Source organism: Vibrio sp. 10N.222.52.C3 (assembly GCF_041474195.1).
GTDB lineage: Bacteria > Pseudomonadota > Gammaproteobacteria > Enterobacterales > Vibrionaceae > Vibrio > Vibrio crassostreae_C.
Window position 1 is genome coordinate 1 of the sequence record NZ_JBFRTQ010000091.1, and the last position, 26,428, is coordinate 26,428.

The window sequence follows — 26,428 nt, forward strand, 5'->3', positions numbered from 1 at the left end:
ACATAACATCGATCGAGTCGGTGTCACTTGCTAATATAGAGCACCTGCTTTCATATAATTTACTAATTTTAGATATAACTAATATAGTAGAAGAAGATCCAAGTAAAGGTGGATTAACCTTGCTTAAAAAGCTGAAAAGTAGAAAGCCAGATTTATTGACAATTGCCGCTTCATCTAAACGCTATGATCCGACTTTAACCGAGTTTTTTAAATTGGCTAATGACCAAATAAAGACTCCAATTGAGTCTGAGGCATTGGAGAATAAGATAAAGAAAGTAATTGATGGAAAATATAGTCCTGACGTTGCGGCTAAGAATCTTGACGGGATAATTTCTGGTAAGGATCTTACTTTTAAACAAAAACAGAAAATAATTGATTGTTCGAGAGATCTCATTGAGATGAAAATAAGTGAAAAAGACTTCTTAAAAAAAACAGGAAAATTATCACACTTAATTGATACTCGTGAACTTACTCAACAACTAAATATTGTGAGTGCAATGTTATGATTGACGTACTTAAAGAAATATTAAACTCTGATTCATTTTCAAAAAATTTGTCTCTAGCCATTAACAATAAGCCTTTAGATAGTCACAGAAAAAATGAATGCGATCTTTGTACTTCATGTCCAGAAAAAACTTGTATAGTGGGAAAATCACAAGAACATATATGTGATAAAGGGCTAACGACGTATAGTATGCCACTAGCTGGCCATGTAATAACTGCCTATGGATATACAAATGATAGGTCAATCGTATCGAAGAATAAGAAGCTGAAGAACTCGCTGAAAGGGCGCTCGATGAAACGTGAGCATTTCTATACGGGAATGTATATGTTGACTAATCTTGTCAAAAGTATAGAGGGTTATCAACTTAAAAAATCATCAGAAGTGTTACATTACTTTCACGATGTGTCTAAATGGGGTACTTCCATCGAAAACGCATCGGTGAAAATTATTGAGAAGCAGCAAGGTAACTCCTTTAATGAAAATTTTTCTTCTGCTAGTTCAGACTTAAAGGCAATATATCAATCATCGAAATTACTCACTGACACAATCAACATGATTGAGGTTTATTTCAATCCAGAGTCTGCAAAATTTGAAGGAAAGAGACGAGTAGAAGTCTATAAGTTATTCGACAAGATTCAATCTATTTTATTCCATACGGTTGGTAAGAAGTTCAACAAACGATTCCGTCTCGTAGGAACCTTATATAGAGATATTGATGCATACGAATCATTTCAAATCATTCCATTATCCTTACTCCAAAATGCTTTGAAATACTCGAAAGAGAACGAAATAGAGATTCTACTTGAGGAGGGAAGAGACGGTATACATGTAAGAGTTGAGTCCATCGGCCCGATTATAGAAGACTTTGAACTGAAAAAAATCTTCAAGAAAAACTATCGCGGAAAATACGCTAGAAAGATGAACCATGATGGAATGGGTATTGGTTTATACGTATCTCAGATAATCGCTGAAGCACATGGATTTGAGATTAAAGTTAATAGTCAGCCTTTAAACTATCAAGTGGATTCCATTCCGTTAGCAAAAAACTGTTTTTACTTTGTTATCCCTATTTAATTCAACGTGTCAACCACTAAGCTATAGTTATACGCGAAATACGACTTCAGCAAACCACTGTTCAGTCTCAGATAAAAATGAGCTAGCTATTGCGGCTAGCTCGGTTTTATCCAATTGTGGACTTCAAAACCCGCAACTCCCCTTACACCTACTAAAACACACAAGCTTCTTCAAGGTCGATTTCAAAATCGACGGGCGGTAGGTTGACTAAGTGCTTGCTCGTATCATTCAGTAAATCTACTTTTGCAGGCTTCCCTACTTCGTTTGTGTAGATAGTCGCTAGATAAAGCTTGTCTGAACGTTGGAACGCATCGTAAAAGCTCACTTCTCTGTTTAGCAAGCTGGCCAGCAATGGTTTGGTTACCGGAATGTAAGCCCACTTAATGCATTGGCCGTTGTCGTAGTCCCCACTCCAATACACCATAAACCTTTGGGTGTTTTCATTCTTAACCGTGAAGCACTTCGGCCCTAAGACGTCTTGATACACTTCCAGTAGTTCCAATTTACCTAGCTGTGTGCCTGTTGGGAGTAAGTTCATTGCTCGTTCCTCATCTTTCTAACGTTGCCTATCAAACCTTGCCTATAATCCTATAGTTAAATACTGTTTTTATATACAGTTATTTAAGCGTATTTTGATATGCCGGTTCGAAATCGAAAAGACGGCAGCAACAATCCATGAGGAAGACGGTGGTTTCGCCGATCTTTAAGCCACGAAAACGTTTGTCTTCATTAAGTTCTAACGTATAACGATTAATTACACTTCAGCCCTTGTTTACACTTTTATTGCCTCCATATTTTCCATACAATCCTAAGCGATTATAAATAAAAACAATTTCAATTTCGGAGTCCTCATGAGCGACGTAAAGCACTGTAATTTATTGATTCTTGGTTCTGGCCCTGCTGGCTATACAGCTGCAGTTTACGCTGCTCGTGCAAACCTAAACCCTGTACTTGTTACCGGTATGCAGCAAGGTGGTCAGCTTACAACCACAACAGAAGTGGAAAATTGGCCGGGTGATCCTGAAGGTTTAACGGGTCCAGCTTTAATGGATCGCATGAAAGAGCACGCAGAGCGCTTTGAAACAGAGATCCTGTTCGACCACATTAACGAAGTAGACCTTTCAAACCGCCCTTTCCGTCTTAAAGGCGATTCTGGCGAGTACACGTGTGATGCGTTGATCATCTCAACGGGCGCATCGGCTAAGTACCTAGGTTTGGAGTCTGAAGAAGCATTTAAAGGCCGTGGCGTTTCTGCTTGTGCTACATGTGATGGTTTCTTCTACCGCAACCAGAAAGTTGCAGTTGTTGGTGGTGGTAACACGGCTGTTGAAGAAGCACTTTACCTATCTAACATCGCGTCTGAAGTTCATCTAGTTCACCGTCGTGACACGTTCCGCGCTGAAAAGATTCTAGTGAAGCGTTTAATGGACAAAGTAGAGAACGGCAACATTGTTCTTCACACTGACCGCACGCTAGACGAAGTTCTAGGCGACGACATGGGCGTGACTGGCGTTCGTATTAAAGATACTCAGTCTGACAAGACAGAGGATATCGACGTAATGGGCGCGTTCATCGCTATTGGTCACCAGCCGAACACTGAAATCTTCAAAGGCCAAGTGGATATGAAAGATGACTACATCATCGTTCAGTCTGGTCTTGAAGGTAACGCGACACAAACCAGCATCCCAGGCGTGTTCGCTGCGGGTGATGTAATGGACCACAACTACCGTCAAGCAATTACTTCTGCAGGCACGGGTTGTATGGCTGCATTGGATGCTGAACGCTTCCTAGATGGTCTTAACGATAAGTAAATCTGAGATTGCAGATTTGATTATCGACGCTCTCGCCTTAGTAGATGCAGGGCGTCATCACATTTTGTTGTAAATCCCTAGAGCCCAGCGGTATATCCACTGGGCTTTCTTTTGTATACTACCCGCCCTCAACAAATAATAATTATCATTAAGCCTTCATAATGGATAAGAAAAAACAACGCAGCTTGAACAAGTGGCTTAAGCAACAGAGTAAGTTAGCGAAACGCTGGCTTATGATTGCGATTAGCCTTGGCGTACTTTCAAGCGTGTTTTTAATTGCTCAAGCAGCTCTTCTCGCCTCTATTCTTCACCAGCTGATCATCGAAAATGTCGATAAGTCTGAACTGGTTGGTCATTTCGCAGGCTTGGCATTATCGGTCGTTGGCCGTGCTGGCTGTACATGGGGACGTGAGATCGCAGGTTATCGCTGTGGTGAACAGATCCGTGTCTACATCAGGCAACTGATCCTTGATAAGTTACGTGAGTTGGGCCCTGCTTATATCAAAGGCAAACCTGCGGGTACGTGGGCAACCCTGTTGCTAGAACAAGTCGAAGACATGCAAGACTTCTTCTCTCGTTACTTACCTCAGATGTCTTTGTCGGTAATGATTCCATTCATTATTTTGGTTGTGGTGTTCCCAGTAAACTGGGCAGCAGGACTGATCTTCTTGATTACTGCTCCACTGGTACCAATGTTCATGGCACTTGTGGGTATGAAAGCAGCCGATGCAAACCGTAAAAACTTCAAAGCACTGCAACGTCTTTCTGGTCACTTTTACGACCGTTTGCAGTCAATGACAACCATCCGTCTATTTGACCGCACAAACGCTGAAACAGAAGTATTGAAAGGTGCATCTGAGGTGTTCAGAACGCGCACCATGGATGTATTGAAGATCGCTTTCTTGTCGTCTGCAGTACTTGAGTTCTTCACGTCTATCTCGATTGCGATGACGGCGGTTTACTTTGGTTTCACCTACATTGGTGAGCTTAACTTCGGCCACTACGGCGCGGGCATTACGCTATTCGCAGGTTTGTTTATCCTTATCTTGGCGCCAGAGTTTTACCAACCTCTGCGCGACTTAGGTACTTTCTACCACGCGAAGCAACAAGCGGTTGGCGCTGCCGAAAGTATTGTCGAGTTCCTAGAAACAGACATCACTAAGGTTAAATCAGGCGACACTCAGCTCGACCCGGCTCAAGGCATCAATATTGAAGCTCAAGATCTGAAAGTATTGAGCCCTGAAGGTGTTCAACTGGTTGGTCCTATCTCGTTCGCGCTTAACACTCGCCAATCGACTGCGTTAGTTGGCCCAAGTGGTGCAGGTAAAACAAGTTTGATCAACGCTATTCTTGGTTTCATGCCTTATGAAGGAAGCTTGAAAATCAATGGCATTGAACTGCGTGACCTAGACTTAGCCTCTTGGCGTAAAACGATTAGTTGGGTTGGTCAAAACCCGTTGCTACTGCATGGCACAATTCGTGACAACGTCACCCTTGGTAAGCACGATATCACTGACCAAGTTGTCGCGAATGCACTTGAGCAGTCTTTTGCTAACGAATTCGTAAATGAGCACGGCTTGGATTATATGATCTCTGATCGCTCTGGCGGTCTGTCTGTGGGTCAGTCTCAGCGTTTAGCTCTGGCTCGCGCAATGATTCAAGACGGTCAGTTCTGGTTGCTCGATGAACCCACTGCCAGCTTAGATACTCGTAGCGAACAGTTGGTAATGAAAGGCATCAATAGCAATATCGAAAGCCGCACTGCCCTACTTGTGACGCATCAACTTGCCCCGCTTCAATCGGTCGATAACATTCTGGTTATGCGCGATGGTGGTCTGGTTGAACAAGGTCATTACTCTCAGCTTTCGACTGCGGGTGGTTTGTTTGAAGAGATGCTGAACGCGAACTTAGCTCAACAAGATAATAAGGGTAATTTAGATGCGTGATTTACTGCCTTACCTGAAACTCTATAAAAAGCATTGGTTTGGCCTATCGCTAGGCATGCTATTGGCTTTTGCTACTCTGTCGGCTTCTATTGGCTTGTTAACGCTATCAGGCTGGTTCATTTCAGCTTCTGCGGTTGCAGGCCTTACGATTGCACGTGAAACCTTCAACTACATGCTACCGGGTGGTGGTGTACGTGGTTTGGCAATGAGCCGTACTGCGGGTCGTTGGGGTGAACGTGTTGTCAGCCACAATGCAACATTCAAATTGTTAACTGATCTGCGTATCTTCTTCTTCAAGAAGCTGGCTCCGCTGATCCCAGGTCGTATTTCAAACCTTCGTGATGCTGATCTTCTGAACCGCTTGGTTGCTGATGTCGACGCGATGGATCACGTGTACTTGCGCTTAGTAAGCCCTGTGACGGTGGGTGTGTTCGGGATTTTCTTCCTGACTCTGTTCTTAATGTGGTTCGATAGCTCACTAGGTTTAATCTTAGGTTCTATCCTTCTGATCATGCTGTTGGTTTGGCCAATCTTGTTCTACAAATTGGGTAAACGTAACGGTGGTGAGCTGACACAGAACAAAGCGGATCTTCGTGTGACAACGCTAGATTGGATTGAAGGCTACAGCGAGCTAACTCTGTTCGGTGCTGAAGAGCGTTACCGTAATGCGATTCTAGAAACGCAACGCAAGCTGATGGCGAATCAGTTTGTGAATGCTAACCTAACCGGTATGGCTTCAGCTGCGCTAATGCTGTTCAACGGTTTAACGTTGGTTCTTATGCTTTGGCTTGCGGCTGACGGTGTGGGTGGTAATGCACCAGACCCGTTCATCGCGCTAATGGCATTCGCAACCATGGCAAGTTTTGAACTGCTGATGCCTATCGCAGGCGCGTTCCAGCATTTAGGTCAAACTCTGTCTTCTGCTCGTCGCTTGAATGAAGTTATTCTGTCAGAGCCTGAAGTTCAGTTTGCTGAAGAGAAACTCGACATCAACAAGCCGCTTGATATTACGTTCTCAAACGTGACGTTCAACTACCCTGACTCTGAGCGCAGTGTTCTGAACGCTGTTGACCTAACGATCCCTGCCACGCACAAGGTTGCGATTGTTGGTCAAACGGGTTCTGGTAAATCGACTCTGATCCAGCTTCTGACTCGCTACTGGGATCCTAAAAAGGGCTACATATCAATCGCGGGTATTGAACTGACGCAGTGGAACGAATCGCAGCTTCGTGAATCAATCAGTGTAGTAAGCCAACGTGTCGACATTCTAAATGGTACTTTGCGTGACAACTTGTTGATTGCAAGACCAGAAGCGACCGATGATCACTTAGCGAATATCCTAAAAGACGTTGGTCTAGAAAAGCTGCTTGAGAATAACGCACTTGATAGCTGGTTAGGTGACGGTGGTCGTCAACTATCTGGTGGTGAGAAGCGCCGTATTGGCATCGCACGTGCGATTCTTCATGATGCCCCTATCCTGCTTCTCGATGAGCCAACAGAAGGCTTAGATAAGCAAACAGAACACAGCATCATGACGCTGTTCGAGAAGCACTTTGAAGGCAAGACGGTTATCTTCATCACTCACCGTTTGATTGGTCTAGAGTCGATGGATTCGATCGTTCTGATTGAACAAGGCGAGATTGTTGAGCACGGCTCTCACGAGACACTATTAAACGAAGAAGGACGTTACTTCCAACTTCGTCAGGCAATCTAGCTCCTTCATAAGTTATAAAGAAAACCATTCAAAGCCCGAGTTCATACTCGGGCTTTTTGTTGTCTGTAATTCTAGTATCGAGCAACCATTCCCCCTTAAACGGTTGTTCATGCGCTGATTAGTTTTGCCCTTTCCTACAAAAACTTACCATTTATAAAGCAACGAGTTGCACACAATTCAAGTCGTAGCACATTACTATGATCATCTTTCTAGGATAATACGTATCGATCAACCTCATGGAATAACCTCCCCCTAAAATAATGGAGAACAGTGTATGTCTTTACGATTAATCGCAACAACGATAGCGCTTGTAGGTGCTAGCTTTACCGCTCAAGCGAGCTCGGAATGTGAAGTATCGATTGATGCTAGTGATCAAATGAAATTTTCAACTGACACATTAAGCGTTCCAGCGAGCTGTAAAGAAGTGAAGCTGACGCTAAACCATACTGGTTCTATGCCAGCCCAATCAATGGGTCACAACGTCGTTATAACAGACACTGCGTCGCTACAAGCAGTGGGCATCGATGGTATGTCGGCAGGTATCGACAATAACTACGTAAAACCTGACGACAGCCGCGTTTACGCCTTCACTCGTGTTATCGGTGGTGGCGAGTCAACCTCAATCACTTTCAGCACAGAGAAAATGACAGCCGGTGGCGACTACTCTTTCCTATGTTCATTCCCGGGCCACTGGGCAATCATGAAGGGCAAATTTGAGTTTAAATAACTCGTTAGTCTAGATTGTACAGATACATCAAAGCCCCAACCTAGGTCGGGGCTTTGTTATATTGGCTTCGATTACAGCTTGAAGCGGCTGATTTCGCTTTCTAGCTCGTGAGACAGTTCAGAAAGCTGCGCAGCTTGCTCTGCAGCTTGGTGTGCTTCGTCTGCTAGCTCGTTAGATACGTCACGGATTCCTTCAGTGTTACGAGTAATCTCAGACGTTACTGACGCTTGCTCTTCTGCAGCAGAAGCAATCTGTGTTGCCATGTCGCTGATGCGTTCAACAGCAGCATGGATTTGCGTTAGGCTTGCAGCCGCTGAGTTCGCGTCATCAACACTGGTTTCAGCAAGCGTACGGCTATCGTTCATGATGTTAACCGCTTTGCCTGTTGTACCTTGCAGCAACTCAATCGTTTGTTGAATTTCTTGCGTTGAACCGTGTGTACGTTGGCTCAGAACTCGAACTTCATCCGCTACTACTGCGAAACCACGACCTTGCTCACCGGCACGTGCTGCTTCAATAGCGGCGTTAAGTGCAAGTAGGTTCGTTTGTTCTGCAATACCTTGAATGTTAGACAAGATAGCGTTGATGCTGTTGCCGTGCTCTTCAAGCTCGAGAATCACGTTAGTTGCGATTTGAACTTCTTGAGCAAGGTTTTGGATAGAGCTTTGAGTCTGTGTTACTTGACCAGTACCGTGCTCACACGCGCCAACCGCTTCAGATGAGTTCTGTGCAGTGTGGTCTGCGTTACCTGCGATCTCTTGTGTTGCTGCAGCCATTTCGTTAACGGCTGTTGCTACCATGTTGATCTCGTCTTGTTGCATTTGGATACGAGCACTACGTTCTTCAGCTTGAGAAGCCGTTTGACGTGCTTGGTTGCCTAGCGCAGCAGATACTTCGCTTAGCTTGATCACCATGGTGTGCATGTTACCCACAAAGCGGTTGAAGTTTGCTGCAAGCTGACCAATTTCGTCGTCGCTCTTAGGCTCAAGGCGTTGAGTAAGATCGCCCTCACCTGAAGCAATTTCTTCAAGTGCTGCTGAAACGCGGTTTAGGTCGCGGAATAGGAAGCTTACTAACCAAGACACGAGTACGATTACGATGAGCGTAATAATGACAGCAGTGATGATCAGCTGAGTAAGTAGCGTTGAGTGGTTCGCTTCTTCTGTTGCTTTGTCCATCTGAACCGCGAAGATCCAGTTAGTGTTAGGCACCTTCGTGAAGTAAAGCAGCTTGTCTGCGCCGCGCTCTTTGATGATCTCGATGCTACCCGTACGCACTGCGTTTTCGATGATAGGCATAGAGATATCGTTTGAAAGCTGGCTTACCGGCTTCAAGCTTAGTGCTGAATCTGGGTGTGCTAGGAATGTGCCGTCAGAGGCATCAATTAGCATTGCGTAAGCGTTGTCACCAACATCAAGGCTGATTACATCGTTAACCAACTGGTCGATCAGTACGTCTGCACCAACAACACCAACAAGTTGGCCGTTGTGGCGAACAGGTTCTGCGATCGTTACTAGAAGTGCTTTGGTGATTGCATCTTGGTAAGCCGTAGTAATGATTTGCTTACCTGCAGCGTTTGCTTCTTGGTACCAAGGACGTTGACGAGGATCGTAATCTGCACGATTACGTTCAGGATGTGAACGGTACATTCCACCTTCTGGAGTACCTAAAAAGATATCGTCAAAGCCACCCGCTACACGAGCTTGTCTAAGGAAAGGAACAACATCATCCTCTCGTGAAAAGTCATTAAATGCTGATGCGATATCAGTACGGATATCAATCCAGTTTTTAATACCTTCAGATGCTGCTTCAGATACGCTTTCAGCTCGTAGGTATACGCCATTACGAGTCTGTTCAAATAATTGGTTTGCTGACAACCAAGTCAACGCTGTAGCCATAACGACAACAGCAGATAGGCTAGCGCCTATCAACTTCTGCTTTAGTGTTAGTTTCATGTCAAAGTTTCACGAGTGGTGGGAAATCTCGCGCATACTACCCAATATCAGTATTAAATTCGAGCAATTTTATAATTTAATATCGGAATATAATTTTAAGAAAACCATAAGCTTACCTAATGTCAATTCCTTGGCTTGTCGCCAAATTTAAGGCGGCATTATCTCTACGGTTATTAGTATTTTTATCGCACTTCACATGTTAAAAAGAGACAAGCAAACACGGTAAAGAAGAAACAAAAAAGGCAGAAGAGTTTCCTCTTCTGCCTTCATATTATTTAACACTCTACTGCGTATAAATTGCAGTAGATTTCAGCTTACAAAGCCTAGCGTTTTTCTGTACGCATACCCATTAGCAAGCTCACACACATCAGTAATAGAATGATGGTGAATGGCAATGCTGTAGAGATTGCACCCGCTTGTAGAGCTTGTACTGCTTCAGTACCACCAACCCACAATAGAGCCACAGCAATCGCACCTTCTAGGAACGCCCAGAACACACGTTGAGGCACAGGCGTATCAACTTTACCACCCGCGGTGATGCTGTCGATTACTAGAGAGCCTGAGTCAGACGATGTAATGAAGAAGACTAGAACCAATACAACCGCAATGATTGAAAGCAGAGTCCCGAACGGCAGTGCATCAAACATTTGGAACATTGCTAGTGATACATCTGTTAGGCCGTCTTGACCAAGAATACCAACGTTATTCACGATTTGGTCAATCGCCATGCCACCGAATACTGACATCCAAATGATAGTCACTGTAGTCGGTACAATCAGTACTGCTGTGATGAACTCACGAACGGTACGACCTTTAGAAACACGTGCGATAAACATACCTACGAATGGAGACCATGAGATCCACCAAGCCCAGTAGAATACAGTCCAACCGTGCATCCACGTTTCATCTTCACGACCGTGAGGGTTACTCAACGGAATGATGTTTTCAATGTATGCCATCAATGTCGTTTGGATAGAACCTAAAGTCACCGCGTAGCCGATTAGAGCCACTAAGATAAGCAGTAGGAAGGCCACCAACATGTTGATGTTACTGATAACTTTAACGCCACCATCAATACCACGAAGTACTGATACTACCGCCAATAAAGTCACCGCTGTAATCACAATAACTTGCAGACCTAAGCCCGCTTCAATGCCGAATACATGCTGAATACCACTTGCCGCTTGTTGTGCACCAAGACCTAACGATGTCGCCAGACCAAATAGCGTTGCAAGTACAGCAAGAATATCAACAATGTGACCTGCCCAGCCCCAAGCTCTATCACCTAAAATTGGGTAAAAGATAGAACGGATAGAAAGAGGCAATCCCTTGTTGTAAGAGAAAAACGCAAGTGACAGTGCTACTACGCCATAAATCGCCCAAGGGTGTAGACCCCAGTGATACATGGTTGCGCCCAATGCCAGTTTTGCAGCTTCTGGTGTGTTTGGTTCAACACCTAACGGAGTTTCAAACCAACCCGTGAAGTAAGCCGCTGGCTCTGCCACACTCCAGAACATCAAGCCGATACCCATACCTGCGGCAAACAGCATCGATAGCCAAGAGAAGAATGAGTAATCTGCCGTCGCATCAACACCACCAAGGCGGATTTTGCCGTACGGAGAAACAATCAAACCTAAGCAGAAAATTACAAAAATATTACCCGACCAGATGAAAAGCCAATCAAACGAATTGATAATCTGGCCTTTAACGCCATCTAGCGCAGCCTTTGCTGAAGCGGTATCTGTAATAAGAACACCGATCAGGAACAAAGCGATAAGTCCCGCACTAATACCAAATACTGGGTTATGAACATCAAAACCCCATTTTTGGACGTTATCTTGACCGACAGTGTAATCCGTACTGTCGATACTGTATTTATCTATACCTTTAGTCATCATCCCTCTCTACGGAATTCTATTAGGGTCTATTGACCTCGTATTCCTTACTTACCTGCGACTTAATTACAAACTCGAACCTACGGTCCAAGTAGTACAAGCTGTTGTCACAATAATTCAAATACTTGGATGTCTGAAGTTTAGCAGGTTAACTTGTTGTTTTCAGTAAACTAGAATCGGTTCGATGGAATTTCAAACAATATTCACGTAATTACTCAAGTTTATGACGAAAAAAAGGTCGACCCTGTCGACCTTTTTATCAAAAATACTTTTAACTCAAAGCATTTTGGTGCTTAACCAATTGATTTTCAGTTCGTAAACCTAGCAATAAGCTTAGGCACATAAGCAATAATATGAAGGCAAATGGTAGCGCCATCGATACCGTTCCAGCTTGCAGTGCTTGAATAGATTCCGTACCACCAACCCATAGTAGAACCGCTGCAATCGCGCCGCCCATCAACGCCCAAAATACACGTTGTGGAACCGGTGCATCCACTTTACCGCCAGAGGTAATGCTATCGATAACCAATGAGCCTGAATCAGAAGAGGTGATAAAGAACACCATAATCAAACCAATCGATACCACTGAAAGCACAGAGCTCATTGGCAGAGCATCGTAAGTATGGAAAAGAGAAAGTGTAATATCTTGCAGACCATTCACACCAATCTCGCCCACCTTGTTCGCCACTTGATCAATCGCGATGCCACCGAAAATAGCCATCCAGATGATGATTACTGTCGTTGGGATGAACAATACAGCAACGATGAATTCACGAATCGTTCGACCTTTAGAGATACGAGCGATGAACATGCCTACGAATGGTGACCAAGACATCCACCACGCCCAGTAGAATACCGTCCAACCTTGCATCCACGTTTCGTCATCACGACCGTGAGGATTGCTTAAGGGAATGAAGTTTTCAATGTAGCCCATTAGCGCGGTTGGGATTGCTTTAATACCCGCCATGCCACCAGCGATGGTAACGAAGATAAGTAAGCCCAAAGCAACCAGCATGTTCACATTACTCAGAAGCTTTACACCACCGTTGATGCCACGAACCACGGACATTGTCGCTAAGAAAGTAACCACTGCGATAACAATCAGCTGCATGCCAATACCGCCATCGGTACCAAATGCATGGTTAATACCACTGGTCGCTTGTTGAGCACCTAAGCCCAATGAAGTTGCAAGGCCAAATAGCGTTGCAAGCACAGCGACGATATCAACAATATGACCAAACCAACCCCAAGTTCTATCACCCAAGATAGGGTAGAAAATAGAGCGGATTGATAGAGGTAAACCTTTATTGAAGGTGAAGAAGGCAAGCGCTAGAGCAACAACCGCGTAAATCGCCCAACCGTGCAGACCCCAGTTGTAGATGGTTGCACCAAGAGCCAACTTCGCCGCTTCAGGAGAGTAAGCTTCAACACCTAGTGGTGTTTCATACCAGCCAGTGAAATAAGCTACTGGCTCAGCAACACCCCAGAACATTAAGCCAATACCCATTCCTGCGGCGAATAACATCGACATCCAAGATAGGTTTGAGTGCTCTGCTTTGGCATCATTGCCACCAATACGTATCTTGCCATACGGGGAGACAATGAGGGCAAAACAGAAAATTACGAAGATGTTTGCTGCCCACATGAAGAAACCATCGAAGTTACCAATGACTTTCCATTTGATTCCATCAAGCGCCGCTTTTGCGGTTTCAGGGTCTGCGACTAGAAGTGCCAACAGGAAGATAATGATCGCCCCTGCACTGATTCCAAATACTGGGTTATGAACATCAAAACCCCATTTCTGAACGTTATCTTGTCCTACTGTATAATCGGTATTTTCAATACTATACCTATCTTTTACAGGCTCCATGCTTCCTCTCTAATTTGCAGCGCACAGTTTGCAACATTGTATTCGGCGCTTAAATTTCGAAAAGAAGAATATCAACCTGTCGCAAAAATACTAAAAAAACCTCCATAAAGGAGGCGTAAATTACACATTTAACGTTATTTAGCGTAAGATCAGTCAACAAGCCCGGAGCTGACCGCATATTTAGCAAGCTCTGCCGTAGAGTGAATATCGAGCTTATGCTTAATATTTTGCCTATGGGTTTCTACCGTTCGATAGCTGATATTCAGCGCCTTTGCGACCTCTTTACTGCTCTCCCCTTTTGCGACTAATTTCAGCACAGCCTCTTCACGTCTGCTCAATGGATTCTTGACAGATGGCGTGGGAGTAATCGGCTGAGTAAACAAATTCTGCGTGACTTTTTCACAGAAATAGGTCGATCCTTGATTGACCGTTTTGATTGCCTGTACCATTTTTTCAGCCGAAATCTCTTTCAACATGTAACCGACAGCACCCGACTGCATCACCTTCATGATGTATTCACGGTTGTTATGCATGGTCAGCATCAGGACCTTGGCTTCTGGGTCTTCTTCTTTAATCAGATGGGTGGCATCAATGCCATTCATGATAGGCATGCTGATATCCATCAACACCACATCAGGGCGCAGAGACTTAACGACCTCTACCGCTTCTAGTCCATTGCTGGCCGTACCTATCACGCTAATATCTGGCTCGAGTTCCAATCTCGCCATAAAGCCATCCAGTACCACTTGGTGATCATCAGCAATCACAACTCGAATAACTTCACTCATTCATTAATCCCTCTAGTGTCAGTAACACTGTAATTTCCGTTCCGAGGCCAATCTCACTCATCAATTCAAAGTCACCACCGATGAACTCCACTCGCTCTCTCATGTTACGCAGCCCGATCCCTCGTTTTTCCATCGCTTTATAGGTGTTGAAACCGACACCGTTATCTTGAATCAGTAGTTGCAACACATTACCAATTTGCTGAGCGATAACCGTTACTTTGGTCGCTTGTGCATGTTTTTCTATATTATTCAGCGACTCTTGCACGACTCGATATAGGGTCGTCGCCGCCTCTGATTTTAACTTACCAGGTTGAGTAGCAAACATGGTCTCGACTTCTATGCCCGAGTGCGCCTGAAAATCTAACAGTAATGAAGACAATGCCGCTTCTAAGCCTATGTCATCCAATGAACTTGGACGAAGTTGATGCGAGATGTGCCTCACTTCTTCGATCGCTCGCATCAGTGAATGCTGCGACTTATTCAAATGTGCTTTAAGGTCTTCATTTTGTAGCTTATTACCGAGCAGTTCCAAATGGCAACGACTCGACACTAATAATTGGTTAATACCATCATGCAACTCACGCGCTAGATGCTTCTTCTCGTCTTCTTGGAACATCACCGTCTTATGCGCCAGCTCCTTTAAGTTGTTATCAGCAATCCGATGTTCATGCATGTTAATAGCCAAGGTCAGCACGATGATGACCGCGACCGTTACGCTCAAAATCACCACAATCGAAAAGAACGTGGTTTCAATATTCTTATTTATCGCAGCCTGCATCGAAGCCACTTCTTGGTGTACGTCTTCAATATACAAGCCGGTGCCAATCATCCAGTCCCAACGCTCTAACCAAGCGGCGTAGCTCAGCTTAGACACCACCTCACCCGTCGACGGTTTTTGCCACAAATACTGGTGAAACCCGCCTCCGGTTTGCGCTTCTCTTAACAGAGCCTCTATCAGAAAATCGCCATCTTCATCTTGCAGTTGGAGTAGGTTTTGGCCTATCAATTCTGGCTGAATTGGATGAACCAAGTTGGTCCCGAGGCGATCGTATGCGAAGAAGTACCCATCAGAGCCATATCTAAGTTTAGACAATATGGTTCGAACTTTTTTTTTGGCTTGGGCTTCTTGGATATTTGGATCGTTATAGACGTGTTCTATGGCGTCGAACGCGAGATCAACCGTGTCTTTGAGGGCGTTTTCACGCGACTTGATTAGGCTGTCTCTAAAGATCTCGACTTCTTTAGCGCCTAACGTCTTAGTCTGGTGCAGCGAGATCCAACTAATACTCGCCGTTACCAGCAGCAACGGGAGCAACGTCAGCAAAATCAGCTTGGCTTTTAGAGGCATTCCTTTCCCTCACAAAAAACGGCTTACTGAACATCAATAAGCCGTTTTACTTTAGCAATTTATAGATAGCCGTCGAAACATATCATTCACATTCTTGGCTTCACTCACATTCCATAGAAAGATGGGAAAGCGAGAAGTGATCCAAGTACGAGGATTTGAATCAGAATGAACGGCATCACACCTCGGTAGATGTCCTTAGTCGTCACGCCTTTCGGTGCTACGCCTTTTAAATAGAACAAACTAAAACCAAATGGCGGCGTTAAGAAGGAAGTTTGTAGGTTCATCGCAATAAGGATAGCGAACCATGTCATGTTGATGCCCATCAGTTCAGCAACTGGCGCAATGATCGGCACGATGATGAAACAGATCTCTACGAAGTCGATGAAGAAACCCAGAATCAGAATCACCAGCATGGTAATGATCAGGAAGCCCCATTTTTCACCTGGCAGTTGTAGCATCCACTCTTCAACCAGATAGTCGCCACCAGTGTAGGTAAACGCCATTGAGAATGCCGTTGCACCCAACAAGATAGCAAATACCATCGCCGTTACTTTCACCGTCTCTTTCGACGCCTCGTACACCATCGACCAACTAAATTGACCGTAAAGCAGTGCAAGTATCATCGCACCCGCGCCACCTAATGCGGCTGACTCTGTTGGCGTAGCAACACCTGCGAAGATAGAGCCCAGTACAACAATGATTAACGCTAGAGGCGGAAGAATCGCTTTCAGTGCATTAAACACTTCCTGCTTACGGCTGATGGAGTCATCACGTTCAATAGGTTGAGCCGCTTCAGGGTGTAGCTTTGCGTATATCAAGATATAAACGATGTACGCGCCGACCAGCATCACGCCTGGCCAAATCGCCGCTTGGAACAAGTCGCCTACAGGAACACCTAGAACATCACCCAATAGAATCAATACGATGGAGGGTGGAATGATCTGCCCTAGCGTACCAGACGCACAAATAGTGCCGCAGGCTAAGCCTTTGTCGTAATTGTACTTGAGCATTACAGGTAGGGAGATAAGTCCCATAGCAACAACAGAAGCACCAACCACGCCAGTAGAAGCCGCAAGTAGTGAACCTACTAATACGGTTGAAATCGCGATACCACCACGAACGCCGCCAAACAGTCGCCCCATAGACTCAAGCAACTGCTCAGCAAGCTTGGTCTTTTGTAGAACGAGCCCCATAAAAACAAACAATGGAACGGCCATCAGAACCGTGTTTTCCATAATGGATTGAATTCGATATGGCATGAAGGCAAACATTTCAATGCCCTCAGCCCAAACACCAAAGATTAACGCGATACCACCAAAGGTAAACGCCACTGGGAAGCCAAGTAAAAGCGCAAACAAGGCTACGAAAAACATTACTATTCCAATCATGTTCAGCCTCTACTTGTTTTTTGTATGAATATTGTTTGCATGGATAAGATGCGGATTAAAAATCTTATTCAGTGAATGCAGGATCAAACCTACGCCACTGAGTGCCATCAAAAAGAATGACAGCGGGATCATAGCTTTGATGATCCAGCGATACGGCAGGCCACCGGGATCGCCTGAGGTTTCACCCAGTTCATAACTCTCTTTGGCAACATCGATACCAAACCAAGCCACCAGCAGGCAAAACGGAAGTAGAAAGATAAGCGTGCCAAGCAGGTCAATAATCGCTTGTGCTTTAAAGCTCAGTTGCTCGTAGAACACATCCACTCGCACATGACCACCAGCCTTGATGGCATAAGGAACACCTAATAGGAAAACGGCTGAGAAGAGGTGCCACTCCATCTCTTGGAAGGCGATAGAGACATCGTTGAAGGCATATCTCATGACAACGTCATACACGACGTTGGCGATAAGTAAAATAAACAACATACTGGAAAGCCATCCCAGTGCGTCACCGATACGATTAAACAGGCGTTCAATATAAATTAGACTTCGCATTCCCGACTCCATGGAATTTGAAAAGACATCGCGCAGCTGAGGTAACGAGCTGTAGGACGTAGAAAAGGTTCTTGAGCGTAATACAGGATTTATCCTGCTTAGTTATTATGTTTTAAATGAACCCTCGGCTTATTCACTCTTAAATACTCAATAAGAAAAGCTTCGGGTTCATTTAACTTCAGTTCAACAACTGTCGATTATTTCGCTTGGCTATTTAGATAAGCTCTATGTGAAATATCCGTCCATGAACGTACTTGCTCTAGGTAGCTTGCTTGTGAAGCTTGAATCTCTTTTGCTAGCTCATCTTTCTCAGCATGTGCAGCCAGTAGGCGATCGTTCGCTTCTTTCAGAGCAGACATAACCTCTGGTGGGAAATCTTTCACTTGTACATCTGGGTATTCTGTCTTCATTGAAACCCAGTTCTTACCACTTTCGTGCGTTGCTTGTGTGTACATGTCGTAAGCCGCAGTACGCATTGCAACACGTAAGATTTCTTGTAGGTCTTCAGGCAGCTTGTTCCATGTACGCTTGTTCACTAGGAATTGAAGCTCTGAACCCGGCTCGTGCCAACCTGTGTAGTAGTAAGGCGCGATTTTGTGGAAGCCCATTCGTAAATCCAGCGATGGACCTACCCACTCTAGTGCATCAATCGTGCGACGCTCTAGAGACGTGTAAAGTTCACCTGGGGCAATGTTCGTCGGTTTAGCACCTAGCTCAGCAAGAATCTCGCCTGCAAAGCCCGGGATTCGCATTTTCAGACCTTGTAGATCTTCAACGCTGTTGATCTCTTTTTGAAACCAACCCCCCATCTGGATATCCGTGTTACCACCAGGGAAAGACATCAAGTTATGTGGAGAGTAAACCTGCTCCATTAACTCCATACCACCACCGTGATAGAACCACGCGTATTGTTCTGCTGGCGTCATGCCGAAAGGCATAGAAGTGAAGTAAAGAGTGTTTGGAACTTTACCTTTCCAGTAGTAAGAGCCTGAGTGACCCATGTCGTATTGACCAGACTTAACCATGTCAAAAACGCCAAGAGGTGCTTTGTGTTTGTTTGCTGAATCGATTCTGATTTGCAGTCGACCATTCGACATCTTCTCAGCCATCGCCGCCATGTTTTTGGTTGCATCACCGAAAACTGGGAAGTTTGGTCCCCAAGTTTCCGCAAGTTTTAAACGGTAAACCTTATCAGCGGCTGTAGCACCAGTAGCGACCAAAGCTAAACAAGCCGCAGCAGTTACTGCAACGTTTTTAAAAACTCGTGTGAGGGAGTTAGAAATGAGACTCATGTTCACGTCCTTTGTTGGGTTAACACTCTTTCTATGAGCATTTTTTATGATTCAACATAAGAGTGCACCGTGATGAGGCAACAAGATATCAGGGAGAGCACGCACGCATGGCGTTAACAAAGTTACGTATTAGACCAAAGGATTAAGTAGAACTACGTAGGAGATGATTGAATAGTGTCGATTTCAAAGGAGTTTGGATATTCACCAAGGCAATGCGTATTGATAAATACCTAAGTATTAATAATTAAATACTCTTAACAATTGATTGCCATTTCGTGATGAAGCTCTATTCATTGCTGTATTTTAGGGGAAAAAATCAAGGCTTTGCTCTCTTGATCTACCTAGCTAACGCCCTAATTTAGTGCTTGCTGATTCGAAGCTCTGACACGAGACAACACTAATCAGTTAAGCCGTATATCGAATTGGAATTGAGATTATAGAGCCTAGGTTTAGGCTTGGATTTGGGCTCGGACTTGGCATAATGTGCCAGATACAAAAAAGCCTCGAAAATCGAGGCTTAAAAACTTAACGAAGCGAATGTAATCCCACAGGATTAGATAGCTTTGTAGATAACCTTGTTACCTGCTAGCTGCTCTTTCGCTACTAGGTTTTCTTCAAGAAGTTTTTTCAATGCGCCTGTTGCCCATGAAGCTGCTTTCGCGTCTTCTTGACCAGCTTCTAGGCCGATACCTTTAGGGTTAATGCCTTCAGCATTGCTAACAACGATGTCTAGAACTTGTTGTTGCTTAGGAGTCAGTGCTACTGCAACTTCTTTAGTTGCTGCTACTGCTTTCTCTACCGCTGGTTTTGCTGCTACAGTTTTTTCTGCTACAACTTTCTCTGCGACAGGCTTCGCTTTTTTCGGCGTTGCCACTGCTTTAACTACAGCCGCTTTAGTGCGTTTCTGCAGTTTAGCCTGCACCTTACGCTTATGAGCAAGTCTCATTGAATATTTCTCCAGTTCACTGCTCTTTTCGCAGTGGTGAAAATTTGAAGCGCGATTTATACCAAAAAACAGGAGCTATTTGTAGAGTGAAGCGTCGAAAGTCGACGAAAAATACCGATATTGTCTACTAGCGTCTATTATTTAAACATCGACTTATCAATTCAGGGTCATATACACTGGTTATCCATCCAGACAAAAATATGAAAACTTGGTGTTACCTATGGACACTCGTCACCTTAGTAATTTCTCTTTGCCTTCATTCACTCGCTCGTACCGTATCCTCGCCATTATTTTAGGCTTCATTTGCTTGATCGTTTCGCTCTACAGTGACAATCCAAAGTTACTGATCGTGGGTGCTTTTTGCAGTATTGCGCTTCTGGGAACTGGCTACTATTTGATGCTGCGCAGCCGAGTGATGTTCACACTTACCCCGACTCATTTTCAGCAGCACTTTTACAAAGGGGGTTGGGTTTTAAAATGGAGTAACATCCAAAAAATTGGTCTTTGCACTTATGAACAAGATGGTTGGCATCAACCTCTGCCCTGGGTCGGAATTAAAGTAAAAGATTACTCGCCCTACCTCGATTCGATTTGCCCTAAAATAACTTGTGAATTATTGCTCAGCCAACGAGCACTTTTGTACTTAGGAGCCAAACAAGCAGGCAAAGAGTCCAACTTTGAGGATATGGTTCTCGACTCATCGCATTACCATGCGCGTTGTACTGAAAGTGGCTGTGTCGAACTAAGCCAATACAAAGAGTCGCAGAATACCGACAACGTAAATTTCAACGATAACCAATCACAGGACAACCTTGATTCACCGAATGAGACAAACAGTCCAAACGCGGTGATTAAAAACTATTCTGGATTGCAGGCGATGCTTGCCAACAGAATGAAATATCAAAGGGGCTTCCACGGTTATGACATTTTCATATCAACCCATGATTTGAATATGAGTGGAGAAGAGTTTGTGGGGCTGGCTCGACGCTACTTGGCTGCCGCTGAACGTCTTTCTGATTAAGGTTTACCAGTAAGTTCACACACAATAAAAAAGCTTAGCTTTCAGGACAAAAGCTAAGCTTCATTTTCAATCAATCGACACAAATAATCGGTTGGAAAATCAAAGATTTAATTAGTACAGAGGCATTTCATCTGCGACGAACGGGTTTGATGCACGCTCGCGACCGAATGTCGATTCAGGACCATGGCCCGGAACGAATGTTACGTCACTGCCTAGTGGCCAAAGCTTAGTCTTGATTGAAGCGATAAGCGTATTGAAGTCACCTTGTGGGAAGTCAGTACGGCCAATTGCGCCGTTAAACAACACATCACCCACAAACGCTAAACGAGCTTGCTCACTGAACAGTACAACGTGACCTGGCGTGTGGCCCGGCGTGTGAATCACATCAATCACTTGATTACCAAAAGTGACTTTGTCGCCCTCTTCTAACCAAGTGTTTGGTTCAAAAGCTTTACACAGTGGGAAACCAAACATCTGACTTTGATTCTCTAGACCTTGTAGCCAGAAGTTGTCTGCCTTATGCGGGCCCACAATTTCAACCTTCAAGATCTCAGCAAGTGGTACCGTACCGCCAACATGATCTAAGTGACCGTGCGTCAGTACCAAGTTCACAACCTTAACACCGAGTTCTTCAATGATAGCCGCGAGTTGTTGAACATCACCGCCCGGATCGACAACGATGCCTTCCATGGTTTCATCACACCACACAATCGAGCAGTTCTGAGAAAAAGAGGTAACAGGTACAACTTGATACTTAAGAGACATATACAAACCTTAAAGAGCGAATCTGGTGAACAACTCGAATATCGCTATGTTATTGGCAACAAACCCAACAATAACAAACTAAACAGCAACAAACTGAGCAGCAATAAACCGAATTATTAGAACAAACTGAAATTTGGGCAAACTATGACATTGGATGTCTACTTTGACAAGTGCCTACCGTATCACTCAATAACTCAGCTTAGCTCTACCAGCTGCGAACTGGACCAGTATCAATGTGGATGAAGTTACTACGAGCGTAATAACCAACACCACCTGCTTGCAGACTTTTAGCTACGTCTCTCAGTTCCTTTAAATCAACACCATCGATACGAAAATCGATCGCTTTACCAAGCATGTGATAGCTCTTTTTAGCGACACCACTCGACTTAGAGCGCAACGCTTCGTTGGTTGCTGGAGAGCGGTAGCCAGAGATGATTTGAACTTCTTTTTGAATACCCAGTACATTTTGAATCTGAGTGATCTGATCAAACAGGTTCTTATCCATTGGATGAATCTCATTGCGGCGGAAGTCACGGCACAGTTTGCTAAGGCGTGCCATCTCGTCACCAACATAGTTAGTGCCATCGAAATAACAAGTCTCTAATCGTTCACCAGTGTGAAGATTGTTCATGCTAATCGTTCTTGGTTGATCCGGGTATGAAGCGAAAGCGATAGAAGGAGTAAGAGAGGCGACTACAGCAGTACCACCAGCGTAAGTCAGAAACTGACGGCGTGAAAATAAACTTTGAGACATACAGCAAAAAAACCAATTAGATCGAACGAAAAATGCACGATACATAATGGAATTTGCTGCGTCAACGTACAAAAACCGTGCAAAACGTTAGTATTTGTAACCTTTGCACGGTTAGTTATTGATACTCATTATAATTTTATCAATAGAAGCTTGGTTGTCATTTTTCAGTCAAGATCACCTTTCTTGACCATATTTCAATCAACCGCCCTCTTTATCATATTGGTAGATATCACCGCGGTATTGTATGCCTCCTTCTTCAAACAACACGGTTTGATAAATGATATGCACTGGAATTCGCTTCTTGAGACGAACCTTAGTATTGGGCGCAAGTTCATCATCCTGATTCGGCACTTTCTTTACCTTAGTCGCAAATAACAACTCCGCGAGTTCCTCGGCATGCTCAACACGAATACAACCAGAGCTATAGGCGCGGAAGTCATCGTTAAACAAGCTTTTACTTGGGGTGTCATGGAGATAGATGGCTCGCTTGTTGGGCGTATTGAACTTATACAAACCCAATGCGTTACTAGAGCCTGCTTGCTGGCGCATTCGATAAGGAAAAGAGTTAAAGTTAATCGTTTGCCAATCTATCTCGGTAGTATCGACAGTTTCCATCGAACGCCAACCATCGATCACTTGAAAATTGTGTGTTTCAAGATAACTCTCGTCGGCTTTTACTTTAGGCAAGATATCTTTAACCATGATTTTCCATGGCACGTTCCAAGTCGGATTTAAGATAACCGAATCAAGCTTTATCTCTAAGAGTGGTGTTTTTCTCGATTTTCTCCCAACCACAACTTTAGATTCAAAAACCTCTTCCCCATCTTCCCAATACTTCATATCAAAACTAGGTACATTCACCACAATCAGTGAGTCTCTATTTCTTGGCCATAAGCGGGCACGCTCGGCGTTCAATGCTAGGGAAGTAAGTCGATCATCAAAGCCCATATTGATCCATTTGATCGTGTCTGGCCCGATGATCCCATCATCCGTAAGACCGTGCATGCGTTGGAAAGATTTAATCGCCTTTTGCAGATCTCGATCGAACTTGGGAAAATCGACCGCGATCATCGAGGTATCAACACCAACCAAAGCAATGCGCTCAACAAGAACCGTCTTGTCTGAAAACTCGTCACCCAAGCGCTTCAAACCTTTCTGTCTATATCGTTCAATATTGAGTTCAGAGGCGGTTTCTAACACCGAATAGGTTGCTTTGAATTGGTCAAAATCCCCAACAGGCGGCGCGTAAGACAACACCATCTCCAATAAGTAATCATTGGCAACGCTGCTTTTTAAGCTCATCAGAATATGCGGAGAAGGCGCAGGTAATTTGGAATGCAACTTGCCCGAGAAGTACCAATCTTTACCGGCAAGCGGCGCATTTTCAACGTAGCTCAGGTAGTAGATAAAAGTATCGGTAAGTAATATGTCCAATTCTTGCCATTGAGCATGGGATTGATAGTGACGGATTTGCTTGAGTTGTCGCTCGAAGAATGGTGCCATTTGCGCTTGTTCAAGAAGCGACAATTGGAACTCAAACGCTTTAACCAGCTCAGGAGAATCCCAAAGGATAGGCAGAGAAGTGTCTTGATAGATACTCTGTGTGAGCTCTGGATATATAAGCATGAAAGAGAGTTCTGATTCCGCCGGAATGAAACGGCTCTCGTCAGAACTCGCATAGCTCCATGCATGCACGGAAACTAACACCAATAATCCACAGAAGTATTTTGCTAACATGCTTAACTCCGTCACCAACAATTCCATAAGTATGGCAAAGAAACGGGAGTAAGCATGTTATTTTTTAAGGGATTTATGAATCAAATTGCACTCCAGTGATTATCCCACTGGACCGATGATTGCTGAGTTGATTTCTCATAAGGCTTGCGCTGGCTAACCACACTGCCCGCCCCAGAGCTTAATCGAAACTCACCATCAAACAGCACAGCACCAGAAGCGTCAGATAATGCAGACAGTTCTACTAATTCTTTGGTCTCTTTCGACCAAATACCGTAGCAATTGCCTCTTGGCGAAGTCGCAATAATCCAATCGTCTGACGCCGCAATACTGGCGATATAGTGATTGAACCTTGCCCATTGCTCAGGCTCTGCGTTCAGTGATTCAAACTGGCCACCTTTAGTGTGCATCGCCAACAGCGAAGGATACTCGTCTGGCTCACCGCGATATTGCTGACCACAAAGCACGGTTTCAGCACCATCATGGGCTAAGTGTCGAATACTCAGCTTCTTGTCTAGCAGTTCAACCTGATCAAGCAACACACCTTCAGGGGAAACATAACTCAAGCTCGGCAGCATCGAATCGAGGTTTTTCGGTGTTCTACCATCAGTATGAACGCCACCAACGCCGATCGCGAGATTACCATCCGGCATGATGATCACTTCATGTGGGCCGATACCGAAACCAGTGAACTCTTCGACCTTACGATAGCCTTGCGCGACATCGTAAACGCCAATCACGCCTTGGCTGGTGTCCGTTTTCCCTTCGGTGGCATACAGTAACTTGCCATCTAATGAGTAAACCCCATGACCATAGAAGTGGCGGTTGTTACCTTTGACGACCATTTTGATCTGCTGACCGTTTTTATAGTCAAACACCATAAAATAGTCACCAGGACGACGAGCAAAAACCACCGCATGCGATGAGGTTGGGCAAATCGCGACGCCATGGCCACGATTGGGGATGGGAAGTTGGCTCAGTGGCATGCCAAATTCGTCAGCCACAACTGCAGAATATTGACCACGACCATTAAGCGCACAGCCAATCAGTTGGGGATCGTTCGACGCACTCACCCCATCCTTTCGAGTCGCACACCCAAACGGAAGCAATGGAACAGCTGCACAACCCAGTGCAGCCTTGAGTAACGATCTTCTCGTATTATCAGTCACCATCGGTAGCATTAAATCCTATTACCACGCCAAGCTCTATCGCTACTTCTTCATGAATCAGGTACTTCAAACGTTCTAGTTTGTTGTATTGAGTCAGCACCTCTCGGTAGCCCTCTTTGCTCTGTAATAGAGTAAACAAGCTAGAGTCTGTAGGCCAAGTATCTAAGGTTAGCGTGAACTGGGCAGCTACACGATCGGCAAGGTCATTTAAGCCCTTTTCTCTCAATAAACCATCAAGACCATTACCATCTGCTAAGTACAATTTCTCTAGCGCCGCTACGTTCGATTTCAGCTGAGTCATTGAGGTTTGAGCGCGCCATGATTCCGAGAAGTAAGGGCGTGGATGACCAATTTTAGCCATCGGACGACTCAGTTTTTTCATGCTGTAATCAAGTTGATTGGTCAACAAAGCGATGTACTCCGATTCCCAACGCATCTCGTCCAGTGCTAACCACGGGTTAACCTGCCAAGCTTCAGCAATAGAGGCCGATTTCATCGCCAGGTTTTGTGCGATAGCTTGTGAAGATAGACAACCTGAAGCTTTGTCTTGAAGCAATGGAGATTGCTCGTCGTACAGAGACCACTCCAAGGCGCCAAGCCCTTGAACAGTCACACTCTGCTGTGCGATTTCATCTTGTGACCAAGCTTTATCTTGCTGAGTCAGTTGACGCATTTTTAGACCTGTGGTGTTCTTTTTGTCTGGCCAAAACTGAACATTCCAGCTCTGTTCCAATGCCGCTGTTGGGCCTCTTTCTTGACCTTGTAGTGCCATCCAACTGTTCATTGTAAGCTGCCACTGAGCTTTCAACGTATCAAGCTCAACACTATTGGTTTGGCAGTAACCCTGCATCAAGACTTCTAGTTCACTGGCTTGCTTGGCAAATAGAACTGCAGAATCAAACTCTTGTTGATAGACACTGCGACTAATATGACTTGCCGTGTCGGCTTGATAGGACACACCGTTAACCTCAGATGAAGCAGTCTGCTCACCCGATGATTGACAGCCTGTCATGATTAATACCGACAAAGGCATTAACAAAAATTTATGTGTCATGCTGTTACCTTACTTCCTAATTTTTCTTTTAATTATATGAGTTCACTAAATATGAAACGACCGCTGAGCTCGTATTCCTACAAGTTCAGCGGTTGTGTTCTTTAGGTTAACTGAGTA

At 44.5% G+C, this 26,428-nt stretch carries 22 protein-coding genes; 7 read left to right on the forward strand and 15 right to left on the reverse strand.

The window, feature by feature from the left end:
* Nucleotides 1-506, forward strand: a 506-nt coding sequence (locus tag AB4517_RS14840; protein ID WP_372148535.1) for a hypothetical protein, incomplete at its 5' end; no start/stop codon positions are given.
* Nucleotides 503-1,579, forward strand: coding sequence for a sensor histidine kinase (locus AB4517_RS14845; protein ID WP_372148536.1), 1,077 nt, complete (start codon nucleotides 503-505; stop codon nucleotides 1,577-1,579). The genes AB4517_RS14840 and AB4517_RS14845, both read left to right, overlap by 4 nt.
* A 151-nt stretch (nucleotides 1,580-1,730) precedes the next feature.
* Here AB4517_RS14845 and AB4517_RS14850 read toward each other — a convergent pair whose 3' ends face one another.
* The gene (locus AB4517_RS14850) at nucleotides 1,731-2,117 is read right to left on the reverse strand and encodes a DUF6575 domain-containing protein (RefSeq protein WP_372148537.1); all 387 of its coding nucleotides are present in this window, start codon (nucleotides 2,115-2,117) and stop codon (nucleotides 1,731-1,733) included.
* A 313-nt stretch (nucleotides 2,118-2,430) separates the two neighbouring features.
* Between AB4517_RS14850 and trxB the strand changes: the two genes are divergently transcribed.
* From trxB to azu, 4 genes are all read left to right on the forward strand, one after another.
* A complete protein-coding gene (trxB, locus tag AB4517_RS14855; protein ID WP_017059752.1) occupies nucleotides 2,431-3,390 on the forward strand; it encodes a thioredoxin-disulfide reductase in 960 nt (319 codons plus the stop codon).
* Between the two features lie 161 nt (nucleotides 3,391-3,551).
* Nucleotides 3,552-5,336, forward strand: coding sequence for a heme ABC transporter permease/ATP-binding protein CydD (cydD, locus tag AB4517_RS14860; protein WP_102320490.1), 1,785 nt, complete (start codon nucleotides 3,552-3,554; stop codon nucleotides 5,334-5,336).
* Nucleotides 5,329-7,050 carry a heme ABC transporter ATP-binding protein/permease CydC gene (gene cydC, locus AB4517_RS14865; RefSeq protein WP_017066197.1) on the forward strand — a complete coding sequence of 574 codons (1,722 nt, stop codon included), beginning with the start codon at nucleotides 5,329-5,331 and terminating at the stop codon, nucleotides 7,048-7,050. The genes cydD and cydC overlap by 8 nt, the downstream gene beginning before the upstream one ends.
* Nucleotides 7,051-7,324: 274 nt before the next feature.
* Nucleotides 7,325-7,777: an azurin gene (azu, locus tag AB4517_RS14870; RefSeq protein ID WP_017063577.1), complete on the forward strand. Its 453-nt coding sequence runs from the start codon at nucleotides 7,325-7,327 to the stop codon at nucleotides 7,775-7,777.
* 71 nt (nucleotides 7,778-7,848) lie between these two features.
* On the opposite strand, the gene AB4517_RS14875 is transcribed toward azu, so the two are convergent.
* The 9 genes from AB4517_RS14875 to AB4517_RS14915 form a co-directional block, all read right to left on the reverse strand.
* Nucleotides 7,849-9,732, reverse strand: coding sequence for a methyl-accepting chemotaxis protein (locus AB4517_RS14875; protein ID WP_017066828.1), 1,884 nt, complete (start codon nucleotides 9,730-9,732; stop codon nucleotides 7,849-7,851).
* A gap of 323 nt (nucleotides 9,733-10,055) precedes the next feature.
* The gene (locus tag AB4517_RS14880; RefSeq protein ID WP_372148538.1) at nucleotides 10,056-11,627 is read right to left on the reverse strand and encodes a BCCT family transporter; all 1,572 of its coding nucleotides are present in this window, start codon (nucleotides 11,625-11,627) and stop codon (nucleotides 10,056-10,058) included.
* A gap of 271 nt (nucleotides 11,628-11,898) precedes the next feature.
* A complete protein-coding gene (locus tag AB4517_RS14885; protein ID WP_108123279.1) occupies nucleotides 11,899-13,497 on the reverse strand; it encodes a BCCT family transporter in 1,599 nt (532 codons plus the stop codon).
* Between the two features lie 149 nt (nucleotides 13,498-13,646).
* Nucleotides 13,647-14,285, reverse strand: coding sequence for a response regulator transcription factor (locus tag AB4517_RS14890; protein WP_017060961.1), 639 nt, complete (start codon nucleotides 14,283-14,285; stop codon nucleotides 13,647-13,649).
* The gene (locus AB4517_RS14895) at nucleotides 14,278-15,633 is read right to left on the reverse strand and encodes a cache domain-containing protein (protein WP_017063573.1); all 1,356 of its coding nucleotides are present in this window, start codon (nucleotides 15,631-15,633) and stop codon (nucleotides 14,278-14,280) included. Before AB4517_RS14895 ends, AB4517_RS14890 begins: the two co-directional genes overlap by 8 nt.
* A 104-nt stretch (nucleotides 15,634-15,737) precedes the next feature.
* Nucleotides 15,738-17,021 (reverse strand): TRAP transporter large permease subunit, encoded by a 1,284-nt coding sequence (locus AB4517_RS14900; RefSeq protein ID WP_029235146.1) that lies wholly within the window; start codon nucleotides 17,019-17,021, stop codon nucleotides 15,738-15,740.
* Between the two features lie 9 nt (nucleotides 17,022-17,030).
* Complete coding sequence (locus AB4517_RS14905) at nucleotides 17,031-17,576, reverse strand: TRAP transporter small permease subunit (protein ID WP_017060958.1); 546 nt, start codon at nucleotides 17,574-17,576, stop codon at nucleotides 17,031-17,033.
* A gap of 197 nt (nucleotides 17,577-17,773) precedes the next feature.
* The gene (locus AB4517_RS14910; RefSeq protein WP_017060957.1) at nucleotides 17,774-18,868 is read right to left on the reverse strand and encodes a TRAP transporter substrate-binding protein; all 1,095 of its coding nucleotides are present in this window, start codon (nucleotides 18,866-18,868) and stop codon (nucleotides 17,774-17,776) included.
* A gap of 553 nt (nucleotides 18,869-19,421) precedes the next feature.
* Nucleotides 19,422-19,814 (reverse strand): hypothetical protein, encoded by a 393-nt coding sequence (locus AB4517_RS14915; RefSeq protein WP_017060956.1) that lies wholly within the window; start codon nucleotides 19,812-19,814, stop codon nucleotides 19,422-19,424.
* A gap of 220 nt (nucleotides 19,815-20,034) precedes the next feature.
* Between AB4517_RS14915 and AB4517_RS14920 the strand changes: the two genes are divergently transcribed.
* Nucleotides 20,035-20,835 (forward strand): DUF2982 domain-containing protein, encoded by an 801-nt coding sequence (locus AB4517_RS14920; RefSeq protein WP_017060955.1) that lies wholly within the window; start codon nucleotides 20,035-20,037, stop codon nucleotides 20,833-20,835.
* Between the two features lie 111 nt (nucleotides 20,836-20,946).
* Here AB4517_RS14920 and AB4517_RS14925 read toward each other — a convergent pair whose 3' ends face one another.
* The 5 genes from AB4517_RS14925 to AB4517_RS14945 form a co-directional block, all read right to left on the reverse strand.
* The gene (locus tag AB4517_RS14925) at nucleotides 20,947-21,600 is read right to left on the reverse strand and encodes an MBL fold metallo-hydrolase (protein WP_017060954.1); all 654 of its coding nucleotides are present in this window, start codon (nucleotides 21,598-21,600) and stop codon (nucleotides 20,947-20,949) included.
* A gap of 205 nt (nucleotides 21,601-21,805) precedes the next feature.
* Nucleotides 21,806-22,354, reverse strand: coding sequence for a YcbK family protein (locus tag AB4517_RS14930; RefSeq protein ID WP_017060953.1), 549 nt, complete (start codon nucleotides 22,352-22,354; stop codon nucleotides 21,806-21,808).
* A 198-nt stretch (nucleotides 22,355-22,552) separates the two neighbouring features.
* The gene (locus AB4517_RS14935; RefSeq protein WP_372148539.1) at nucleotides 22,553-24,091 is read right to left on the reverse strand and encodes a murein L,D-transpeptidase; all 1,539 of its coding nucleotides are present in this window, start codon (nucleotides 24,089-24,091) and stop codon (nucleotides 22,553-22,555) included.
* 80 nt (nucleotides 24,092-24,171) lie between these two features.
* Nucleotides 24,172-25,260, reverse strand: coding sequence for a DUF1513 domain-containing protein (locus tag AB4517_RS14940; RefSeq protein ID WP_102332082.1), 1,089 nt, complete (start codon nucleotides 25,258-25,260; stop codon nucleotides 24,172-24,174).
* On the reverse strand, nucleotides 25,250-26,311 hold the full coding sequence (locus AB4517_RS14945) for an imelysin family protein (protein ID WP_372148540.1): 1,062 nt from the start codon (nucleotides 26,309-26,311) through the stop codon (nucleotides 25,250-25,252). Before AB4517_RS14945 ends, AB4517_RS14940 begins: the two co-directional genes overlap by 11 nt.
* Nucleotides 26,312-26,428 lie beyond the last annotated feature (117 nt).

Coding starts and splice junctions, on each gene's coding strand:
- AB4517_RS14895 (WP_017063573.1), bottom strand. CDS start 15,633: ATGCCTCTAAAAGCCAAGCTGATTTTGCTGACGTTGCTCCCGTTGCTG.
- trxB (WP_017059752.1), top strand. CDS start 2,431: ATGAGCGACGTAAAGCACTGTAATTTATTGATTCTTGGTTCTGGCCCT.
- AB4517_RS14925 (WP_017060954.1), bottom strand. CDS start 21,600: ATGTCTCTTAAGTATCAAGTTGTACCTGTTACCTCTTTTTCTCAGAAC.
- AB4517_RS14845 (WP_372148536.1), top strand. CDS start 503: ATGATTGACGTACTTAAAGAAATATTAAACTCTGATTCATTTTCAAAA.
- cydC (WP_017066197.1), top strand. CDS start 5,329: ATGCGTGATTTACTGCCTTACCTGAAACTCTATAAAAAGCATTGGTTT.
- AB4517_RS14850 (WP_372148537.1), bottom strand. CDS start 2,117: ATGAACTTACTCCCAACAGGCACACAGCTAGGTAAATTGGAACTACTG.
- AB4517_RS14905 (WP_017060958.1), bottom strand. CDS start 17,576: ATGCGAAGTCTAATTTATATTGAACGCCTGTTTAATCGTATCGGTGAC.
- azu (WP_017063577.1), top strand. CDS start 7,325: ATGTCTTTACGATTAATCGCAACAACGATAGCGCTTGTAGGTGCTAGC.
- AB4517_RS14885 (WP_108123279.1), bottom strand. CDS start 13,497: ATGGAGCCTGTAAAAGATAGGTATAGTATTGAAAATACCGATTATACA.
- AB4517_RS14920 (WP_017060955.1), top strand. CDS start 20,035: ATGGACACTCGTCACCTTAGTAATTTCTCTTTGCCTTCATTCACTCGC.
- AB4517_RS14945 (WP_372148540.1), bottom strand. CDS start 26,311: ATGACACATAAATTTTTGTTAATGCCTTTGTCGGTATTAATCATGACA.
- cydD (WP_102320490.1), top strand. CDS start 3,552: ATGGATAAGAAAAAACAACGCAGCTTGAACAAGTGGCTTAAGCAACAG.
- AB4517_RS14900 (WP_029235146.1), bottom strand. CDS start 17,021: ATGATTGGAATAGTAATGTTTTTCGTAGCCTTGTTTGCGCTTTTACTT.
- AB4517_RS14910 (WP_017060957.1), bottom strand. CDS start 18,868: ATGAGTCTCATTTCTAACTCCCTCACACGAGTTTTTAAAAACGTTGCA.
- AB4517_RS14880 (WP_372148538.1), bottom strand. CDS start 11,627: ATGACTAAAGGTATAGATAAATACAGTATCGACAGTACGGATTACACT.
- AB4517_RS14915 (WP_017060956.1), bottom strand. CDS start 19,814: ATGAGACTTGCTCATAAGCGTAAGGTGCAGGCTAAACTGCAGAAACGC.
- AB4517_RS14875 (WP_017066828.1), bottom strand. CDS start 9,732: ATGAAACTAACACTAAAGCAGAAGTTGATAGGCGCTAGCCTATCTGCT.
- AB4517_RS14935 (WP_372148539.1), bottom strand. CDS start 24,091: ATGTTAGCAAAATACTTCTGTGGATTATTGGTGTTAGTTTCCGTGCAT.
- AB4517_RS14890 (WP_017060961.1), bottom strand. CDS start 14,285: ATGAGTGAAGTTATTCGAGTTGTGATTGCTGATGATCACCAAGTGGTA.
- AB4517_RS14940 (WP_102332082.1), bottom strand. CDS start 25,260: ATGGTGACTGATAATACGAGAAGATCGTTACTCAAGGCTGCACTGGGT.
- AB4517_RS14930 (WP_017060953.1), bottom strand. CDS start 22,354: ATGTCTCAAAGTTTATTTTCACGCCGTCAGTTTCTGACTTACGCTGGT.